At 68.2% G+C, this 18,501-nt stretch carries 20 protein-coding genes; 6 read left to right on the plus strand and 14 right to left on the minus strand.

The annotated features are described in order from the left end of the window. Positions 1–10 precede the first annotated feature (10 nt). Positions 11–355, plus strand: coding sequence for a hypothetical protein (locus tag ACWC09_RS13840; RefSeq protein ID WP_450850732.1), 345 nt, complete (start codon positions 11–13; stop codon positions 353–355). 108 nt (positions 356–463) lie between these two features. Next, positions 464–1,093: a restriction endonuclease subunit S gene (locus ACWC09_RS13845; protein WP_450850733.1), complete on the plus strand. Its 630-nt coding sequence runs from the start codon at positions 464–466 to the stop codon at positions 1,091–1,093. A gap of 24 nt (positions 1,094–1,117) precedes the next feature. Here ACWC09_RS13845 and ACWC09_RS13850 read toward each other — a convergent pair whose 3' ends face one another. The 11 genes from ACWC09_RS13850 to ACWC09_RS13900 all read right to left on the minus strand — a co-directional run bounded on the left by ACWC09_RS13850 (position 1,118) and on the right by ACWC09_RS13900 (position 11,424). Continuing rightward, complete coding sequence (locus ACWC09_RS13850; RefSeq protein WP_450850734.1) at positions 1,118–1,381, minus strand: hypothetical protein; 264 nt, start codon at positions 1,379–1,381, stop codon at positions 1,118–1,120. Continuing rightward, positions 1,378–1,731: a DUF6247 family protein gene (locus ACWC09_RS13855; RefSeq protein ID WP_450850735.1), complete on the minus strand. Its 354-nt coding sequence runs from the start codon at positions 1,729–1,731 to the stop codon at positions 1,378–1,380. The genes ACWC09_RS13850 and ACWC09_RS13855 overlap by 4 nt, the downstream gene beginning before the upstream one ends. A 302-nt stretch (positions 1,732–2,033) precedes the next feature. Next, on the minus strand, positions 2,034–2,306 hold the full coding sequence (locus ACWC09_RS13860; protein ID WP_450850736.1) for a hypothetical protein: 273 nt from the start codon (positions 2,304–2,306) through the stop codon (positions 2,034–2,036). Next, positions 2,306–2,704, minus strand: a complete 399-nt coding sequence (locus ACWC09_RS13865) for a hypothetical protein (RefSeq protein WP_450850737.1) — start codon at positions 2,702–2,704, stop codon at positions 2,306–2,308. Before ACWC09_RS13865 ends, ACWC09_RS13860 begins: the two co-directional genes overlap by 1 nt. A 181-nt stretch (positions 2,705–2,885) precedes the next feature. Next, on the minus strand, positions 2,886–3,077 hold the full coding sequence (locus ACWC09_RS13870) for a DUF397 domain-containing protein (protein ID WP_450850738.1): 192 nt from the start codon (positions 3,075–3,077) through the stop codon (positions 2,886–2,888). A 10-nt stretch (positions 3,078–3,087) separates the two neighbouring features. Further along, positions 3,088–3,942 (minus strand): helix-turn-helix domain-containing protein, encoded by an 855-nt coding sequence (locus ACWC09_RS13875; RefSeq protein WP_450850739.1) that lies wholly within the window; start codon positions 3,940–3,942, stop codon positions 3,088–3,090. Positions 3,943–3,986: 44 nt separating this feature from the next. After that, positions 3,987–5,201: a restriction endonuclease subunit S gene (locus ACWC09_RS13880; RefSeq protein WP_450850740.1), complete on the minus strand. Its 1,215-nt coding sequence runs from the start codon at positions 5,199–5,201 to the stop codon at positions 3,987–3,989. Then, positions 5,191–7,914 carry an N-6 DNA methylase gene (locus tag ACWC09_RS13885; RefSeq protein WP_450850741.1) on the minus strand — a complete coding sequence of 908 codons (2,724 nt, stop codon included), beginning with the start codon at positions 7,912–7,914 and terminating at the stop codon, positions 5,191–5,193. Before ACWC09_RS13885 ends, ACWC09_RS13880 begins: the two co-directional genes overlap by 11 nt. A 78-nt stretch (positions 7,915–7,992) precedes the next feature. Beyond that, a complete protein-coding gene (locus ACWC09_RS13890; RefSeq protein WP_450850742.1) occupies positions 7,993–8,766 on the minus strand; it encodes an RloB family protein in 774 nt (257 codons plus the stop codon). Continuing rightward, positions 8,766–10,034, minus strand: coding sequence for an AAA family ATPase (locus tag ACWC09_RS13895; protein ID WP_450850743.1), 1,269 nt, complete (start codon positions 10,032–10,034; stop codon positions 8,766–8,768). The genes ACWC09_RS13890 and ACWC09_RS13895 overlap by 1 nt, the downstream gene beginning before the upstream one ends. Positions 10,035–10,140: 106 nt before the next feature. Beyond that, complete coding sequence (locus tag ACWC09_RS13900; RefSeq protein ID WP_450850744.1) at positions 10,141–11,424, minus strand: adenylosuccinate synthase; 1,284 nt, start codon at positions 11,422–11,424, stop codon at positions 10,141–10,143. 219 nt (positions 11,425–11,643) lie between these two features. Here ACWC09_RS13900 and ACWC09_RS13905 point away from each other — a divergent pair, with 219 nt between their 5' ends. Continuing rightward, on the plus strand, positions 11,644–12,471 hold the full coding sequence (locus ACWC09_RS13905) for a diacylglycerol kinase (RefSeq protein WP_450850745.1): 828 nt from the start codon (positions 11,644–11,646) through the stop codon (positions 12,469–12,471). Positions 12,472–12,555: 84 nt separating this feature from the next. Then, positions 12,556–12,972 (plus strand): DUF6086 family protein, encoded by a 417-nt coding sequence (locus ACWC09_RS13910; RefSeq protein ID WP_450850746.1) that lies wholly within the window; start codon positions 12,556–12,558, stop codon positions 12,970–12,972. Positions 12,973–12,979: 7 nt separating this feature from the next. On the opposite strand, the gene eutC is transcribed toward ACWC09_RS13910, so the two are convergent. Both eutC and ACWC09_RS13920 read right to left on the minus strand, forming a co-directional pair. After that, positions 12,980–13,735 carry an ethanolamine ammonia-lyase subunit EutC gene (gene eutC, locus ACWC09_RS13915; protein ID WP_450850747.1) on the minus strand — a complete coding sequence of 252 codons (756 nt, stop codon included), beginning with the start codon at positions 13,733–13,735 and terminating at the stop codon, positions 12,980–12,982. Further along, positions 13,732–15,123 (minus strand): ethanolamine ammonia-lyase subunit EutB, encoded by a 1,392-nt coding sequence (locus ACWC09_RS13920; RefSeq protein WP_450850748.1) that lies wholly within the window; start codon positions 15,121–15,123, stop codon positions 13,732–13,734. The genes eutC and ACWC09_RS13920 overlap by 4 nt, the downstream gene beginning before the upstream one ends. Before the next feature lie 160 nt (positions 15,124–15,283). On the opposite strand from ACWC09_RS13920, the gene ACWC09_RS13925 reads away from it, so the two are divergent. Then, the gene (locus tag ACWC09_RS13925) at positions 15,284–16,795 is read left to right on the plus strand and encodes an APC family permease (RefSeq protein WP_450850749.1); all 1,512 of its coding nucleotides are present in this window, start codon (positions 15,284–15,286) and stop codon (positions 16,793–16,795) included. A gap of 131 nt (positions 16,796–16,926) precedes the next feature. Here ACWC09_RS13925 and ACWC09_RS13930 read toward each other — a convergent pair whose 3' ends face one another. Further along, complete coding sequence (locus tag ACWC09_RS13930) at positions 16,927–17,346, minus strand: hypothetical protein (protein WP_450850750.1); 420 nt, start codon at positions 17,344–17,346, stop codon at positions 16,927–16,929. Positions 17,347–17,613: 267 nt separating this feature from the next. On the opposite strand from ACWC09_RS13930, the gene ACWC09_RS13935 reads away from it, so the two are divergent. After that, positions 17,614–18,492 (plus strand): DUF6801 domain-containing protein, encoded by an 879-nt coding sequence (locus ACWC09_RS13935; RefSeq protein WP_450850751.1) that lies wholly within the window; start codon positions 17,614–17,616, stop codon positions 18,490–18,492. Positions 18,493–18,501 lie beyond the last annotated feature (9 nt).

An 18,501-nucleotide genomic window follows, 5' to 3' on the forward strand; every position in this document is an offset into this window, starting at 1 on the left:
GGGGATGGGGATGGGCAGCTACGAGGACCTCCGTACTGCGGTCGCGGACGACGGCGGTCTGCACGTCGTCACCATGGGCGTGCTGCGTGACATCCAGGGGGCCGGCCGCCTGGGCAACCGGGTACTCGGCACCATCTCCGAGCGGCTGGAGTCGCACGGGATGGGACACATCCCCCGGGAACTGCCTGCCAACCAGGACAGCCCGGTACGGGTCTACCTGCAAGGGACCCCGATCGCCGACACCGTCGACGCCGTCCACAACCCGAGCCTCAAGGGTGACGCGGTCCTGCGCGGCGCCGGTGACTCCGAGGCGCGGGCCCAGCTCCGGCAGATCCGCGACATCGTCCGCGTCTAGCCGCATCGGCACTCCGGGGCGCCCAGCGCCCCGGCCTCCTCCGTTCGCGGGACGAATCAGACCCCTTCCCGAGCGCCACCGGCATGGCAACAGTAAGGACCCGCCAAGATGCCCCCGAGCCGAACACACCGCCTCATCGACCTCTGCGAGATCGCCTCCGGGCCGTCGGGGCAGCAGTTGGAGGGGCTTTCGGCGAGCTTGGAGGGCGTCCCCGTCATCTCACCCCCCGATCTGACCGCCGAGCACAAGGTCGAAGCGCGCAACATCAAGCGTGTAAGCGTGGGGACCGCGGCCGGTCTCGCGCGGTTCCGGTTGCGGAGGGGGGACCTGGTCTACGTGCGCCAGGGGACACTCGGTGCGCTCGGGAGGAGGGCTCTCGTCAGCACCGCGGAGGCGACCTGGCTCTTCGGCGCCGCCTGCCTGCGGATCAGGCCCACAACAGAGACGATCCTGCCCGAGTACCTTCTCCACTACCTCGGGCATCCGCTCGTCCATGAGTGGATCGCCTCGCAGGCCAACCGTGGCCAGGCCGTGGAGACACTCCCGTCCCAGGCGCTGGCCACGGCTCCGATCTTCGTTCCCCCATTGGAACGGCAGCGGACCATCGCGGGGGCGCTCAACGAGATCGGCACGCAGATCGAGGCTCACAGACAACTGATCGCGAAGCACGAAGTGTTCCGGCTGGGCCTCTTGACGGACCTGCTCAGCGACGCCTTCACCGACCCCGGTGCGCCGTGACGTCAAGCTGGTGTGCGGCCCGTCTCATCCATTCCAGACGATGTTGCATACGTAGACGCACTCATGGTGGGGAACCGCGAGGAACTGGATGAAGCCGCGTCCGCCGAAGAGTGGGAAGTTCCTCAACCCACCCGGCTTGTCCTCGGGCCTGCTGCCCGCCGTCTCGGCGTCACGTCCGAGCGCGGCCAGTTCGGTGGCGATCCGCTCCACCTCGGCAATCACACCGACGGGAAGGCCGTCGGTCAGGTACTCCTCGCTCGGGTTGTAGTCCCATTTCCAGTCGGTCACAGCCCGGCCTCGGCCTCGGCGCTCTCATGGATCTTCCTGATCTCGACGATGGCGTCCGCCGGTTCCTCCACCCCGGCACTCACCATCTCTTCCAGATGGCGCAGGCGGGCGGCGCGCGAGGGATACCTCTGGATCGCCACGAACACCCCCCAGGTGTGGACGAACGTACGGAGCGGCGCGAAGGACTGGAGCTGCTGGGCGCTGGTGGTCGCGTCGACAAGATCGCTAACGAACGCCGGCATCCGGCTCGGCGTCAGGCTTTCGACGGCGGCACGCAGCGCCCCGGGGGTGAGCGCGGGCATGGGGATGAGCGGCTCGTCGGGCTGGGGATCCGCGGGGAGGGCGGTCACGGTGTGCTCCCGGTCGGTGGACGTTCGCTGTGTTGTCGACGGTACCCGCAGGCGCCGGGCGGACGAAGGGCATGAGTCGACTGCGTCGCGTGTGGGGGGCGGCACGTTGGTGTTCGCGCCGCCCGCACGCGGGGGATCCGGCCCCATGGCGGCTCTACGGAGGTGGGCGGTGGGCCCGCATCGCGTAGGCGCTGAACAGTCCTCGTCACGAAAGCGTGACACTTCTGCGCAGAGTGTCACGCTTTCACGGAGAAGCCTCCCCGAGGTACGGCCGGAGGGACGCACCGCCCCACTTCGAGACCCTATGGCCAGCGCACTCCCTGGCTGCCCACAGCGGGTTTGCGGCAGTCAGGCAGCTTGGACACCGGCGTGATCACCGAGGTCGTCGAGTCGTCCAGCGCGTAGCAGAGCTGGGCGTGCAGGACCTCCGCCTCGGCGGGCGTGAGGCGCAGGGCGAGGTCGGTCTCGAACCCCCCGTCCCTGGTCAGCCAGAGGTCGATGGTGAGGTCGCCGTCCTCCCCTCGCCGTACGGGCTTGCTGGGTACGCGGCTGATCCGCATCCGGGGCGCATTCATCAGGCCGCCACCCTCACGGGAGTGCCCACCGGGCTGCCAATGCGATGACCGTGGATCACCCAGGGCCCGACGTCGATCCCGTCGAGCGCAAGCACCAACGCCCGCCGCCGCATGCGCTGTTCGTGCGCGACGAGGTAGGGGCGGATGCGGGAGGCGGGACGACGGGCTGCGGCTGCCGTGGCCGTCCCACTGGGCCGACGCCGCCTCAGCAGATACGGCGGCAGTACGGGGATCTCGGCACCGGCGACGAGAATCCGGTAACCGGGTGGCCGCCGGACCACGTCCGACACGGACGTGGGTACGGGCACGGGGATGAGTGCGCGCACGAGGCACACAAGAAGGAGGACGGCCACCTGCACGAGTGTTCGTGCGAGGCCGGGCCGGATACGGTGGGACATGCTGACGCTCCCTACAGGGCGTTGGCCATGCCCCGGGGTGCCGCTAACACCGCCGGGGCGCTTGACGTTCGGACGGTGACCGATCGACTACCGTCCGACACCAAAGTAGCCACAACTCTGCTTGTGCATCAACATTGATGCGCAAGCCGGATGATTTGGCATATGCCCGCTTCGGGGGACCTCATGCGAGGTCGTCGAACTCCCCAGCTTTGGCCCCGGCCAGGAACGCCGCGAGCTTGGCACGGGTCGTGCTGACGATCACGCCAGGGTCGTCACTCTCCCTGACCAGAACCCGGCCATCAACCACCGCCAGTTCAAGGCAGTTGCCCGACTGCTCGGAGTACGACGACTTACGCCACTGAATCTCCAACATCCTCAAGCCCTCACAACTCATGCAGCACCTTGCGAATGAAGTCACGCGAGTGTCCCGGCTCCAGGGACCGCTGCTCCATACGATCAAGTACAGCGCGGTAGTTGGTGAGGTGGGTCTCGGAGTCCAGGAATGTGACACCGTTCGGGACGTCGATCTGAACGGTGTCCAGCTGACGAACCGGCCCACTTGCGTACACCGTCGAACTGCCCGCGCTCGGAAAGCCTCCAGAGGCGAAGGGAATCACCCGCAGGGTCACCGACTCCCGCTCTGCCTGCTTCAGCAACTCTTCCAACTGCCTCCGCACGACGGCACGGTCACCGAACAGCATCCGCAGTGCCGCCTCATGAAGCAGGAACGAGCAGTCCGGCGGCTCCGGTCCGTCGAGCAACGCCCGTCGCCGCAAACGGAACTCGACATGCAGGTCGAGGACTTGCGGCGCAAGGGGCGGAACAGCCTCCCCGAAGACCGCTCTGGCGTAGTCCTCGTGCTGCAACAGCCCGGGAAGATGCGTGATCTGCACATGCCTCAGGCTGACGGCGTGGTGCTCCAGCTCGACCAGGTCCAACATGAACGAGGCCATGGAGTCCCGATAACCGTCCCACCAGTTGGCGCCAGCCCGCTCCCTGGCCATGTTCGCGAGCGCGTCGACGTAAGCCTGGTTCGGGCACGAGTAGTTGGCGGCCCATACACGCACCCGGTCGGCACTCACCCCGAACCGGGCCGACTCGGTGTTACTGATCGCGGTTTTGTCCACCCGATGCAGCGCGGCGGCCTCGGTCAGGGACAGCCCGACCTGCTCACGCATCCGCCGAAGCTCGGCCCCGAGCCGCCGCTGGCGGGCGGTGGGGGGCTTGCGAATGGGCACGAGGGGCCTCCCCTTGGTTCATGCCTGGGCTGAGCTCACGGAGTTTAGCGAGCGAGGTTTCCCCTGAGTAGTTCGGCGACCAGACCTTGTTTCATGGTGCGAAGCTTGTCGAGGTTCTCCAGCTCCGCAGCGATCCGCTGGTCACAGGCATCCAGACTGGAGACCAGTTTTTCCTGTTGGGACAGATCAATAGGCAGGTCGATTTCCAGCTCGCGGAGCCGCGAAGGGTTCACGTTGACCTGCTGAACCGCGACTGTCGCGATCGAACGCACTCGCTGACGAATCACAGGATGCTGAAGCCATTCGACAAGATAGCGAGGAATTATACGTCTGATGTCAGGGTTCAATCGCACCAAATAGGAAGCGAAGGTAGCCCTTTCAAGCTCCCCACCCCAGATACCTGCCCGGCCGACATGTTCGATGCTATTTGTTCTATTGAATAGCACGTCACCCGTTTGCAGCAGGACTCGCGGGTTCACCTCTTGCGGCGAGTAGCGCAACTCCTTGAGATCTGGCCGACCAGCACGAAGGTTGTTCATCCTGAGCGTTGGGACTCCGCTGGGGTCAGCGTTCAAGGCGACAGAGATACCGTAGTCGGCCGACGGGACGACTTCCCTCAACGGAACACGCTCCCAACCCACCGGCGCAACAGAAGCCTCAACGGCTGACATGCCCTTCAAGAGGACCCCACGTCGCACAGATCGAAGCTTGGCGATCACCGCTTCCAAATCCCGCTCAGACTCAGCGATCGAATACACAGCCTCGACGACGCGCCACTGCTCAGTCACCGACAATAGCGGAACACGCAACGACCGAACAGATTCCGCAGAGATCTTCACCATGCTCTCAGATGTCCCCTGAGCCCTACTTGCAAGAGACTGACGTACACCCAGAGAGCGCAGCAAAATTTCCAGAAATTCAGGGGAACAATTTTCGGATACCTCAAGCCGCATAATGAGGTCGGGATAGATGCATGGCGAACCCACGTCGCGATACCTCCCCACGAGTCCCACCAGTTCTCGCGTGTTGGCTCGACTCATCAATAGGTCGCCATCACGCAGGATTGCCGAATGCGAGATGGTGATACCGCCAGGCGCGTTTTTTAGCTGCCTCGGCTCAAACCCGTCCGGTGTCAGACATCCCAGACCCAGCATCTGCACCCCGGTCCAGTCCGCGCTTTCAACCGGCGAATAGCCGTTTCGAGGAGGGCCAGCAAGATAGTACTCAAGAGGCACCCGCTCGATCAGCTCAGCCGACATAATCCAGCTCCTTCAGGAACCCGTTCAGCCGCCCCGCCGCAGCCTCCCGCCGCGCCTCGATGTCCCGCAGCGACACCAGGTACTTGCGCTCCCAACCCAGGTACGTGTCGATCAACTCGCGCCGCCTGCGCACCACATGCCCCTCCAGCTTCGAGGCCAGGTCGTCGCGGAGGATGCCGAGGACGACTTCTCGCGCGCCCGCCTCGTCCAAGGCGTCGCGTGCCTCGTGCAGACCAGGGACAGGACGGTCCGGTTCAGCCGGAAGCGTCACGTCGAGGGTTGTCTGTCCGGCCGCGTCATCGGAGGCGGCGATCTCGGTCGCCTTGGACGATTTACCGGCCTTCGCGACAGCACCGGTCCCCAACCCGTCCAGCGGATAGAACGCCTCCTCCAGCACCTTCACCGCCTTCCCCGCCGCCGTCCGCTCCCGCTTCGCCTTCTTCAGGTCGGCCTCGCTGAGCAGCGCTTCCGCCACCGCCGGGTCGAGGGCGGGACCGCCCTCAGAGCCATCGGCACCCTCACCGGCCTCGCCGTCCTCCAAGGCACCCACTGCCGCCGCGGCCCTCGCCGCCTCTGCCTCTTCAGCCGCCTTCACCTTGGCATCCAGCCGGGCCTTCTCAGCATCGGCATCAGCCAGCTCCTTCAGGAACTCACCAGCGATACGGGCGACAACCTTGTGCCCGTAGGCCTGTCGCCGCTCCGCAGCCGTCCGTTTGCGCGCTCCGCCCGTCCACGGGTCGGGTTCCGGTTCCAGCAGGGTCTCCACCGTGTCGACCCAGCCCTCGACAACGCCCTTGAAGCCGTTCTCCGCCAGCGCCTTGAGTTCGTTCCTGGCATCCTGCCACCACCCCGCGACCGCGCCGGCCAGCGCGTAACGGTCCAACAGGCCTACACGCAGCAGTCGTTCACGGAAGGAGTCGATCAAGTCAGCCCGCAGACGGGCGAGTTGGGCGCGCTTCTCGGCTTCCGTACGGTCGTCATCCTCGTACGGCGCGATGGCGGCGATCTGTTCCGTCTCGGGTGTCCACCAGGACTCGAACGCCTCCCAGAGTTCGCGCTCACGGTCCTCGGCGAGCGCGGTCAGCCGGTCGGCGTCCGGCCGCCGGTCCTCCGGCAGGAAGTCGACGTACTCGGAAGACTCTCCCTCCCGCTCGGCGAACAGGTCCGTCACGCCCACCCCGTACGCCGACAGCACCGCCGCCTTCTCCGCCGCCTCGATCTCGGACCGGGGCACGCCCCCCACCAGGTGCGCCCGCACGTCCTGCGGCTCGGGCGGCGGGGTGTTGTCGACGTACCGGCGGATGTTGAGGTTGTACTTGTTCCTGCGGATCTCGTCCCGCTCGACCCACCGCGCGAAGCGCGGCACCTCCGTGCCCGCCGGCGCGTGGAAGGTGGAGACGATCTTCTCCGTGTGCTCGGGCAGCAGGACGTTCTGTGCCCGCTCGGAGTGGTACTCGCGGTCCGCGTTGATGAAGAGGACCTGGTCGTCGCGGCCGTCGCGCTTGCGGCCACGCGTGCGCAGGACCAAGATGCAGGCCGGGATGCCGGTGCCGTAGAAGATGTTGGACGGCAGGCCGATCACGGCCTCCAGCAGGTCGTCCTCGATGATCTTCGCCCGGATCCTCTCCTCCGCGCCGCCCCGGAACAGCACGCCGTGCGGCATGACGGTGAAGACCGAGCCGCCGCGTCCCTTCGCCATGTGCAGCATGTGCTGGAGGAACATCAGGTCGGCCTTGCCCTTCTCGGACGTCTGGCCGTAGGGCATGCGGTCGTCGATGTCACCGATGTCGCCCGCCCGGTAGTCCATGGAGAAGGGCGGGTTGCTGAGTACGACGTCGAAGGACCGGTCCAGGTGGAGCGGCTGGGACAGGGTGTCGCCGACGTACAACTCGAAGTCGTGGGCGTCGTGCAGCAGCATGTTCATCGTGGCCATGACCCAGGAGCCGTTGTTGAGATCCTGTCCGGCAAGGGCCAGATCCTCACTGTCGCCGCCGTGCTCCTCGATGTACTCCTTGGCGTGGATAAGCATGCCACCCGATCCCACGCAGGGGTCGTACACGCTGTCTCCGGCGCGGGGGCGGGCCAGTTCGACCATCATCCGCACCACCTCGCGCGGGGTGTAGAACTCACCGCCCTTGGCACCCGCCGAGTCGGCGAAGTCCTTCAGCAGGTACTCGTACGCGGCACCGATGACGTCGGGGAACTCGAAGTCCCCGCCGCGCAGCCGGAGACTGCCGAAGTGCCCGATGAGCGCGGTCAGCCGCTTGTCCGCGAGTTTGGCCGCCGCCGCCCCGGTGCCACCGCCACCGCCGATGCGGTTGAAGTTGATGTGGTTGAACAGTCCACGCAGCCGCTCATTGCCCTTCTGGCCCTCCACCGCGTCGAGCGCGGGCTGGAGGTGCTTCGTGGCCACGTCGTCCACCGCGTCGGCCAATGCCTGCCAACGCGCCTCCGGCGGAACGTACATAATCCGGCGAGCCGTGTAGTTGGCCGGCTCGTCGGCCTCCTCCTCCGCCTCCGCGCGCGAGGCGCCTCCTGCAATCTCCCTCTTGATGATGTCCTCGCGAGCCGCGTCGAACTCGTCGTTGACACGCTTGAGGAACAGCAGGACCAGGAGGAAGTCGCGGTACTCGGCGGCGTCCATCGTGCCGCGCAGAATGTCGGCGGCCGCGAAGAGGTGGCGCTCCAGTTGGTCGAGCGTGAGCTTGGCCACGTACGGGCTCCCTGAGATGTGAGCGGGCGGGCAGCGGGCGGCGCACCGCCCCACGACGGAGAAGTGCGACCCCTCAGCCTAGTAGTGGCCGAGGAGCAGTCCGTCCTCCACGAACGACCAGACGTCCGTGTAGGGGTCCCAGTCGTTCGGGTTAGGCGAATCGCAGCGCTTGTTGATCGCCTTCGCGTAATTCCTGGCCTCGCGGTATCGGCTGCCGTCCGTGCCCTCCGGGCTCAGCACCTGCTCCTCGCGCACATGTTTGGACTGTTGTTCGGAGACCGACCGGACGCCGCGCCCGTACGTCGCTGCGAAGCCGCGGCTCGACCGCAGGCGGCTGTTGGCGTCGCCGCACGCCTCCGTGCCGAACGTGCTCGTGTAGTTGGTGTAGTGCAGCAGCCGCCAGAGTTCGAAACAGGGGTGGGAGTACGCGACCCTGATCCCCTCCTTCTCCGCCAATTGCCTGGCCTCCCGGATGCCCTGGTGACCGTCGCGGTCAAACAGCACCCACACCTGGGGCCAGTTCCAGTCGCCCTCCTCTACCCCACCGGCGACGCGGTACGGCTTCAGGCCCGCCGCCTTCGCCTCCCGCTCCACCTTGCGCAGCGTACGGACGGCGTCCTGGACCATCCTGTAGGGCTTGCGGTGCTTGCCCTCGGCGTTCGGGTTCTCGATGTGGTGCTGGACCTTGCGGTCGGGCCTGTCCAGAACGCCGTTCTTCACGATGATGTCGATGTACTCGGGCTCGGTGACCTCGCCCTCGGTGAAGACGTACACCTGACGGTCTCGATGAGCGCGCCCCTTCGCGCCGCCCTTCTTGGGGGCGATGCTGTCCCCTCCCTTTGGCCTGGCCATCAGACCTCTTCCGCCTCCATCCGCGCGATGTCGTCCGTACGCAGCAGCCGCCGCCCGATCTGCCCTTCGGACACCTTCGGTACCGCGCCGAACGAACCGGCGAGGTACGAGACCATCAGGTCCTCCTCCTCCGTCGGCTCCCACTCGGCGACCGAAGAGAGTTCCGTGGCACCTCGTTCGTCCTTCTCCGTGAGCCAGATCTGTCCCGGTTGCAGAAGCCGTCCACCGCCCGGTGTCCGCAGGAGAGAGGGGTCATGTCCAGTGAAGACCAGCTGGGCGCCCTTCGGATTCACCCAGGGCGCCTGGAAGAGCCGCACGACCTCCGCTGCGAAGCGTGAGTGCAGGCTGGCGTCGAGCTCGTCGACCAGCAGGACCGCGCCTGTGTCGAGGGCGAGGAGCAGGGGGCCGATCAGCGCGAACCACGAGCGCGTTCCCCACGACTCCGACGACCAGTCCAGCGAGGTCCGCTCACCGCTGCCGGCGTGGACGAGGCGCACCACGGGGCGACCGGAGGACGACTGCTCGACCTCGACGCCAGCGATACCGAGGTCGGCCACCCGCAGCAGTTCCTCGGTCCGCCGCCGGAAGTCCTCGCTGCGCAGCAGCCGCAACGCCGTGTAGTCCTCGCGCTGCGCACGCTCGGTCTCCGGCGTTACGTCCCACAGGTTGTTCTTGAACCAGTCGAAGACCGGGGTGAGCTGCTCATGCCCGTCGGTGGCGGCGCGGGTCAGCAGTAGAGCGTCCTTGCGGGTGGTGCGCGCAAGCCGCGCCCGGTCGTGCAGACGCTCCCCCGGGAACTCGAAGTCCTTCTCCCGCGTCGCATCCCGCTCGAACCACACCTGACGGCGGCCCTTGGGATAGGCGTAGAGCCACTCCGCCTCTACTCGACGCTCTCCCAACTCGAAGCCGTACGTCCATCGGACGCCTGCGTCAAGAATGAAGTCCGCTTCGTACAACGTGGTCTCCGAGGCCGCCTTCGGATCCAGGGCGAACTCGTCGCGGGGAATGCCGTCGTAGGAAGTCCAGTCGGCGTAGGAACGCAGCACCGCCTTGCGCATGTTCTTCAGAGCGGTGATGACATTGGACTTGCCGGATGCGTTGGCGCCGAAGACGCCGAGAACAGTGTGGACGGGAAGGCGTCGGCCGTCGGAGAGTTCCACCTCGCGCGCCGCCGCGACGTCACCCTCGGCGCCTTCCCGTGCGACGAACGACAGCTCCTGTTCGTCACGCAGGGACCGGACGTTCGCCGCCCTGAATCTCAGCAGCATCCTGTCTCCTTCATGGCGGACAGACTAGTCACACCATCCCGCCCGCGTCCCCCGAGCGCGGTGGCAGCCGACACCTCTGTCAAGCTGCCGCCGCTCCAGGTCAGACCTACAGGAACGAGTTGATCTCGATCGTCTCGTCCCGGCCCGGGCCGACACCGATCGCCGAGATCGGCGCGCCCGACATCTCCTCCAGCGCCTTGACGTAGTTCTGGGCGTTCTTCGGGAGGTCGGAGAAGGACTTCGCCTTGGTGATGTCCTCGGACCAGCCGGGGAGGGTCTCGTAGATCGGCTTCGCGTGGTGGAAGTCCGACTGCGAGTACGGGAGTTCCTCGACGCGCTTGCCGTCGATCTCGTAGGCGACGCAGACGGGGATCTGCTCCCAGCCGGTGAGGACGTCGAGCTTGGTGAGGAAGAAGTCCGTCAGGCCGTTGACCCGGGTCGCGTACCGGGCGATGACGGCGTCGAACCAGCCGCACCGCCGGTCACGGCCCGTCGTCACACCCCGCTCGCCGCCGATGCGGCGCAGCGCCGCGCCGTCCTCGTCGAACAGCTCGGTCGGGAAGGGGCCGGAGCCGACCCGGGTGGTGTACGCCTTCAGGATGCCGATGACCCGGCTGATCTTGGTGGGGCCCACGCCCGCACCCGTGCACGCGCCACCGGCGGTGGGGTTGCTGGACGTCACGAAGGGATAGGTCCCGTGGTCGATGTCGAGCAGCGTGCCCTGGCCGCCCTCGAAGAGGACCACCTTGTCGTCGTCCAGCGCCTGGTTGAGGAGGAGGACCGTGTCGGCGACGTACGGCTTCAGCCGGTCCGCGTAGCCCAGCAGCTCCTCGACCACCTGCTCGATCGCGATCGCGCGGCGGTTGTAGAGCTTGGTGAGCATCTGGTTCTTGACGTCGAGGGCGGCTTCGACCTTCTGGGTGAGGATCGACTCGTCGTACAGGTCCTGGACCCGGATGCCGACGCGGTTGATCTTGTCCGCGTAGGTCGGCCCGATGCCGCGGCCGGTGGTCCCGATCTTCCGCTTCCCGAGGAAGCGTTCCGTCACCTTGTCCACCGTCACGTTGTACGGCGTGATGATGTGAGCGTTACCGCTGATCAGGAGCTTGGACGTGTCGACGCCACGCTCGTTCAGCCCGTTCAGCTCGGAGAACAGGACCGACGGGTCGACGACGACACCGTTGCCGATGACCGGGGTGCACCCCGGCGAGAGGATTCCAGAAGGGAGGAGATGCAGTGCGTACTTCTGGTCGCCGACGACGACCGTGTGACCGGCGTTGTTGCCGCCCTGATAGCGCACTACATAGTCGACCGACCCGCCTAGCAGGTCCGTCGCCTTTCCCTTGCCTTCGTCACCCCACTGAGCACCGAGCAGCACAAGTGCGGGCACGCGCGTACACCCCTTCCGGGCGGGGCATGTCCAAGGTCAGGGGCGTACGCGGCACGGCCCTGTGCCTCGTACACCGGCGACCAGCTGCGGCCACCGACGGCCGTCGTCGGCCGCGAACCCGTCGGACCCGGATGCCCCGGAATAGACGAAGCCCCTGGCGCAATAGCGCAAGGGGCTCTTGCACAAAGATGCTACCCGAGGAAGCGAGGCAGGACCGAGGTGGCGACTTCCGCGACTTCCGATCAGCTGCTGGTGGTCATCGATCCGATCGCCAGACGGACGGACGGGGAGTCGGTACGTATCGCGAAAGACGTGCTCAGCGCGGGTGCGCAGGCGAAGGTATGCCTGCCGGAGGGACCGGAGGAGTTCGCCCGCGCGCTGGCGCGGCGGGGCTCGCGCCGGCCGGTGGTCGTGGGTGACGACCGCGCCCTGGTCCGTGCGGTGTCCGTCCTCCACCGGCAGCGGGAGCTGGCCGGATGTGCGCTGTCGATGGTGCCGGTGGGCGCCGCGCTGTCCGTCGCGGGGGCCCTGGGCGTGCCGACGGGGGCGGTGGCGGCGGCACGGGCGGTGCTCGACGGGGTCGTACGGCGGCGGGACCTGCTGGTGGACGACAGCGACGGGGTGGTGCTGGGCACGCTCCGCATACCTCCGGTGGCTCCGCGCCCCCCGTCGCTGGACGTGGGCCGCCCCTGGCTGCGCACCGCCCAGTCCCTCGTACGAACCCTGGTCCCGGCCCGCGAGACCCCGCTCCCCCCGCCCCGCGCCGCCCGGCTGCGGGTCGAGGTCGACGGCGTGACCCTGGTGGACCTGGACCAGCCGGTGGAGGCGGTGTGGGTGACACCCGGCGCCGCGGGCATGGCGGAGGTCGAGATCCGCCCCCTGTCGGTGGGCGCGGAGGCTTCACCGCTACGGGCTCTGGGCCGGACGGTGAGCGTCTCGGGCACGGATTTCCGGTACCGGGCGGACGCGGGGGTGTGGGGGCCGGTCCGGAGACGGACGTGGACGGTGTGGGAGGGGGCTTGGGGGCTTACGGTGCCTGTGGGGTGACCGGGGGCGGCGCGAAAAGGGGCGGCGTGGGGTGAGCAGTCCGGCTAGCGTGCCCGTCCGTGATCATCTCCGGGAGGGGCAGCCATGAGCCAGTACTTCGACGTCGGTGACGAGACCCTGTGGAACCCCTCCAACGGAGCGGCCCGGCTGTTCCTGCGCCATGTGACCCTCTACGAGGACGAACTGGGCGTGCCGTCGGGCATCGGGCCGATGGAGAACGACGAGTGCCAGATCGACCCGGCCGCACTCGGGACGTTCGTGAACACCTTGCTGCACTGGCGCGACCGCACACGGCACCACGTCGTGGACGCGCTCTCCGCCGGCTTCCTCGCCACCGCAGTGGCCCTGGCGGAGCGGGCCGGTGCCGACGTGCGGTGGCCGGAACACCGGGTCGGCCTCGAAGACCGGACAGACCTCCAGGCGCCGCTGTTCCCCGACCGGGACTGGACGGGCCCGGCGCGTGAACGGGTCGGGGAGTTGCTCCGAGCCATGCCCCGCTGAGCTCCCGCTACCCCGGCAGCGCGTCCGACTCGTCCTTCAGCCCCACCCCGGTCAGCCGCAGCTCCCGTGCCCTGCCCATCAACCCCGTCAGCTTCCCCGCCGCGAGCTCGTACGACAGCCCCAGCGGCGGCCGGATGTTGCTCAGGCAGTTCCTGTCCGCGTCCGTCGTCACCCCCGCTCTCGGCCGGTACGTCAGATACGCCCCCAGCGAGTCCGCCGCCGACATGCCGGGGCGCTCGCCCACGAACACCACCACCATCGCCGCACCCATGGCCTCCGCGATGTCGTCGCCGAGGGCCACTCGGGCCTGTTCGGCCAGCACCACGGGGGCCACGTTCCATCCCGCCAGCCGCGCCACCGTCTCCCGCACCATCGCCGCCGCATGCTCGTGCACCGCACGGCTGGACAACCCGTCCGCGACCACGAACACCACGTCCCAGTCGCCGGCCGGGAGGTGGGCGCGGTCCATCGGGTCCAGCCGGCGGCCCAGGTCGGGGCGTTGGAGATACGTCAGCCGGTCGCCGGCCGCGCTGCGGACCCGTACCGTCTCCAGGCCCGCCAGCCCCGCCGCCACCTCCTCCGGCTCGAACGGCGAGTGCACCGCGTCCCGGGCCGCCGCGTGCGCGGACTGGAGTTCCAGCCGGTGCCGGGTCGGGAGCGCCGTACCCGCGCGGCCGAGGCCGATACGCGCCTGGGTGTGCCGGCGCAGGGCGGACCACAGGGGCAGGTCACCGACAACGAGCTCTGCTCGACCATCCGTCATGCCGCCAGTTCCCTTCCGATCGCCGTCAGGGGATGCGCCGTGTCGGACGGCACCTCCCTGATCGAACCCCCTTCGTCCAGCAGCCCGATCGACCCCAGCCACGCCTCGAACTCCGGTGCCGGGCGCAGGCCCAACACCTCCCGCAGGTACAACGCGTCGTGGTACGAGGCCGATTGGTAGTTGAGCATGATGTCGTCGCCGCCCGGCGTGCAGATCACGAAGGACGCGCCCGCGACGCCGAGCATCGTGAGCATGGTGGCCACGTCGTCGTCATCGGCGTCGGCGTGGTTCGTGTAGCAGATGTCCAGGCCCATCGGGAGGCCCAGCAGCTTGCCGCAGAAGTGGTCCTCGAGAGCGGCCCGGAGGATCTGGCGGCCGTCGTACAGGTACTCCGGGCCTATGAAGCCGACCACCGTGTTCACCAGCAGGGGCTCGTAGCGCCGCGCCACCGCGTACGCCCGCGCCTCCACCGTCTGCTGGTCCACCCCGTGGTGCGCGTCGGCCGACAGCGCGCTGCCCTGGCCGGTCTCGAAGTACATGACGTTGTCGCCGACCGTCCCCCGGCCCAGCCCGCGCGCCGCCTCGTACGCCTCGTCGAGCAGGCCGAGCGTCACGCCGAAGGACGCGTTCGCCGCCTGCGTGCCCGCGATGGACTGGAAGACCAGGTCGACCGGTGCGCCGCGCTCCATCAGGTCCACGCTCGTCGTGACATGGCAGAGGACGCAGGACTGGGTGGGGATGGAGTACCGGCCGATCACTCCGTCCAGGAGTTCCAGCAGGTCCCGTACCGCCTTCGGGCTGTCCGTCGCCGGGTTGATGCCGATCACCGCGTCGCCGGAGCCCAGCAGCAGGCCGTCGAGCAGGGCCGCCGCCACTCCCGCCGGATCGTCCGTCGGGTGGTTGGGCTGGAGGCGTGTCGCCAGCCGCCCCGGCAGCCCGATCGTCGAGCGGAACGCCGTCACGACCTGGACCTTGCGGGCCACGGCAACCAGATCGGCGTTCCCCATCAGTTTCGAGACCGCCGCGACCATCTCCGGGGTCAGCCCCGGCGAGACCGCGGCCAGCGCCTCGCTCCCCGCCGCCAGCAGCCACTCCCGCAGCTCCCCGACCGTCATCCCGGCCACCGGCGCGAAGGCGGCCGCGTCATGCGTGTCGAGGATCAGCCGGGTCACGTCGTCGGTCTCGTACGGGATCACAGGCTCGGTCAGAAAGGTCGCCAGCGGCACCTCGGCGAGGGCCCAGCGCGCCGCGACCCGCTCCTGGGCGCTCGCGGCGGCGAGGCCGGCGAGCCGGTCGCCGGAGCGCTCGGGGCTCGCGGCGGCGAGGAGACGCGCGAGGGAGTCGAAGCGGAAGCGTTCGACACCGAGAGTGGACGTGTAGACGGTCATGGCGGCGACCGTACGAGCCGTGTGTTGCCGTCAGGTTGCCCCAGGTTTCTAAAGGTCTGGTTGACAAACATTTAACGCCCCGAGACCCTTTCTCGACTCATTCGGACTACAGAGTTCCGGTCCATTGCAACCAGCGGACAGCAGGAGAGGGGCCACCCCGATGGCAGTGGATGAGGGAGTCGCCCCGGCGACGGAAACAGGCGGCGAAGGCACGGTTCACCGGCTCAAGCCCAACGCGATCGGCCTACTGGGCGTGGTCTTCATGGCCGTCGCCACCGCCGCGCCGATCACCGCGATGACCGGCAACGTGCCCTTCATGGTGTCGTCCGGCAACGGCATCGGCGCCCCGGCGAGCTATCTCGTCGCAATGGTCGTCCTGGCAATCTTTTCCGTCGGCTTCACGTCGATGGCGAAGCACATCACCTCGACGGGCGCCTTCTACGGCTTCATCTCCTACGGCCTGGGCCGCACCGTCGGCCTCGCCTCGGGGCTCCTCGCGACCTTCGCGTACGTCGTGTTCGAGCCGGCGCTGATCGGCATCTTCTCGATCTTCGCCACCGGAACCCTCAAGGACCAGACGGGACTTGACGTCCCGTGGTGGGCCTGCGCGATCCTGATGCTCGCCGTCAACGCGACGGGCACCTGGTTCGGCGTCACGGTCGCCGAGAAGCTGCTCGTCGTCCTGCTGGGCACGGAGGTGACCGTCCTCGCGGCGATGGCGATCTCGGTCGCCCTGCACGGCGGCGGCCCCCACGGCTTCACCTTCGGCCCGGTCAACCCGGTCAACGCCTTCAAGGGGACGTCCGCCGGTCTCGGTCTCTTCTTCGCCTTCTGGTCGTGGGTCGGCTTCGAGTCGACCGCGATGTACGGCGAGGAGTCCCGCGACCCGAAGAAGATCATCCCCAAGGCCACGATGATCTCGGTCCTCGGCGTCGGCGTCTTCTACGTCTTCGTCTCCTGGATGGCCATCATCGGCAACGGCGAGACGGAGGCCGTGAAGGCCGCCTCGTCCGCGAACCCGCTCGCCCTGTTCTTCAACCCCACCGAGCACTACGTCGGCCACTGGGCGGTCGACCTCATGCAGTGGCTGATGATCACCGGCTCGCTGGCCTGCGGCATGGCCTTCCACAACTGCGCCAGCCGTTACATGTACGCGCTGGGCCGCGAGGGCGTCCTCCCCTCGCTGAAGAACACCATCGGCCGCACCCACGCCAAGCACGGTTCGCCGCACATCGCGGGCTTCGTGCAGACGGTGGTGAGCGCCGTACTGATCGTCGCGTTCTGGGCGACGAGCAAGGACCCGGCCAACGCCCTCTACGTCCTGCTCGCCATCCTCGGCACGATGGCGATCCTGATCGTGCAGGCGGTGTGCTCCTTCGCGGTGCTGGTCTACTTCCGCAAGAACCACCCCGAGAGCCGGCACTGGTTCAAGACCTTCGCCGCCCCGCTCATCGGCGGCATCGCGATGCTCGCCGTAGTCCTGCTGCTGGTGTCCAACATGAGCGTCGCGGCCGGCTCGGAGTCCGGCTCACTGGTGCTGAAGGCGACACCCTGGCTGGTGGCCCTGGTCGCGGCGACCGGCATCGGCTACGCCCAGTACCTCAAGCGCCGCTCGCCCGAGCGGTACGCGCTGCTGGGGCGGACGGTGCTGGAGGAGACGAAGGAGCGGTAGGCGCACGGATCGCCGGCTCGGGCTCAACCGGCGTAACCGCCGCGGTGAGCCGGCGAGTTGCCGCACCTCTCGCACCGGCCCGCAGCCCCGGACCGCTTCCCCCGGCCCGGGGCTGCCAGATCTACGCCGTGTCACACGGCTCCGGCGTAGTTGCAGTTGTAGTCGGCGTTCGCCGCGATGCTCCAGTCGATCACGCACACCGTCGACTTGTAGCCGGGCCCGTCGTAGTGCCAGCCGGTTTGCCTCTGCCCGTTGATGATGTCGCGATGCGTGATTTCCGTCCACTCCCCGTTGTGATAACGCATCAGCTTCATGGTGCAGTCGCCGCCGTTCCAGGAGTGAACCAGGCCCTGGGCGTACCAGTCGCCGGACTGCTTCTCGGTGTTGATCCACGCCTTGCAATTGTTGCCGTACCACGTGACGGTGCTCGGCTCGAACACGACCGACTGCGCCGCTGCCTGGGCCGGGGCCGTTGCACCGGCCGTGAGCAGCAGCCCGGCCGCGACCATCGCCGTAGCACCGCTCATCACGGTGCGTTTCCGCTTCACCATGTTCTGGTCCCCTCACACTCTGGCATGTGTGTCCGCCGAGGCCTGGCCAATGGCCCTGGCACCAGGAGAAGACTGGACCGCCGGGACGCCCGGCGTCGTCAATCGCTCAGTTGATGACGTGTAAACCCTGGCGGTAGCCGGCCCCCGACGCCACGTCCTCCACTCGCAGTGCGGGGGCGAAAGTGCCGTATAAGGATACGAGGGAGCCGTAAGGGCTTCGGTGGGCCCTCTGGTGCCGACGGGGGCGGGGTTCGTAACCTGCGGAGCATGGTCGCTGGCTTAGCCCGGTACGTCACAGCAGTTGCTCTTCTCGGAAGTGCGGGTCTGTTCGGAGCCGGGTCCGCTGCGGCGGCCCCGGCTCCGCGTGCTCTGCACTACACATGTGACTTCCCCTTCATCGAGGGCAAGCCGATGACGGCGACGGTGACATGGCCGTCGCCACCGTCGTACGAGGCCGGTCGAGCCGCTCCCCGATCGTCCCTCGGCGCCACGGCGACGGTCGGCGGGAACGTCAGTGCATCGCTGCGGTTGATCGGGGCGAGCACCGTGGAGGGCTCGGCGGACGTCAAGGCCGTAGTAGCCGCGCCCGGCGCTGGCAAAGCCGTCGACGTCACCTTCGTCGTGCCCAAGAGTCCGGTCCCGGAGTCCGGAGACCTGACCATCGAGACGACCGGAACCCTGCCCTCGCTCACCTTCACCAAGGCGGGCGGGGCGAGGCTCGTCTTCGGCCATATCGACCTGCGCCTCGTGCCCAGGGGCGCGAACGGGGGCACTCCGGCGGGCACGATCGACGCGCCCTGCGACCTGAACTCCGGGCAGAGCGGGGAGGTTTCGGCGTTCCCGATCCACTCGAGAGCGTCGAAGGGGGCGGGCGACCTGGGGGCGGAGGGCGCGGCTTCGGCATCCGCGTCGGGGTCGGCCTCCGCCTCGGGAACCGGCCGGGACACCTCAGGCACACCCGGCGCAACGGCATCGGCCTCGCCCACCGGCGCCCCCGGCACCAGCGCCTCCCCTGCCGCCGCCGAGACCGACGGCACGGGTGTCGCGGGACCGCTGCGGGTGGTCGCGGTGGCCCTTGCCATGGGGGCGGGGGTGCTGGGATGCGGCTGGTGGGGGTGGCGGCGGCTGCGCGCGCCGGGGCGATAGGCCGGCGAT

The sequence above is a fragment of the Streptomyces sp. NPDC001617 genome, assembly GCF_053596855.1.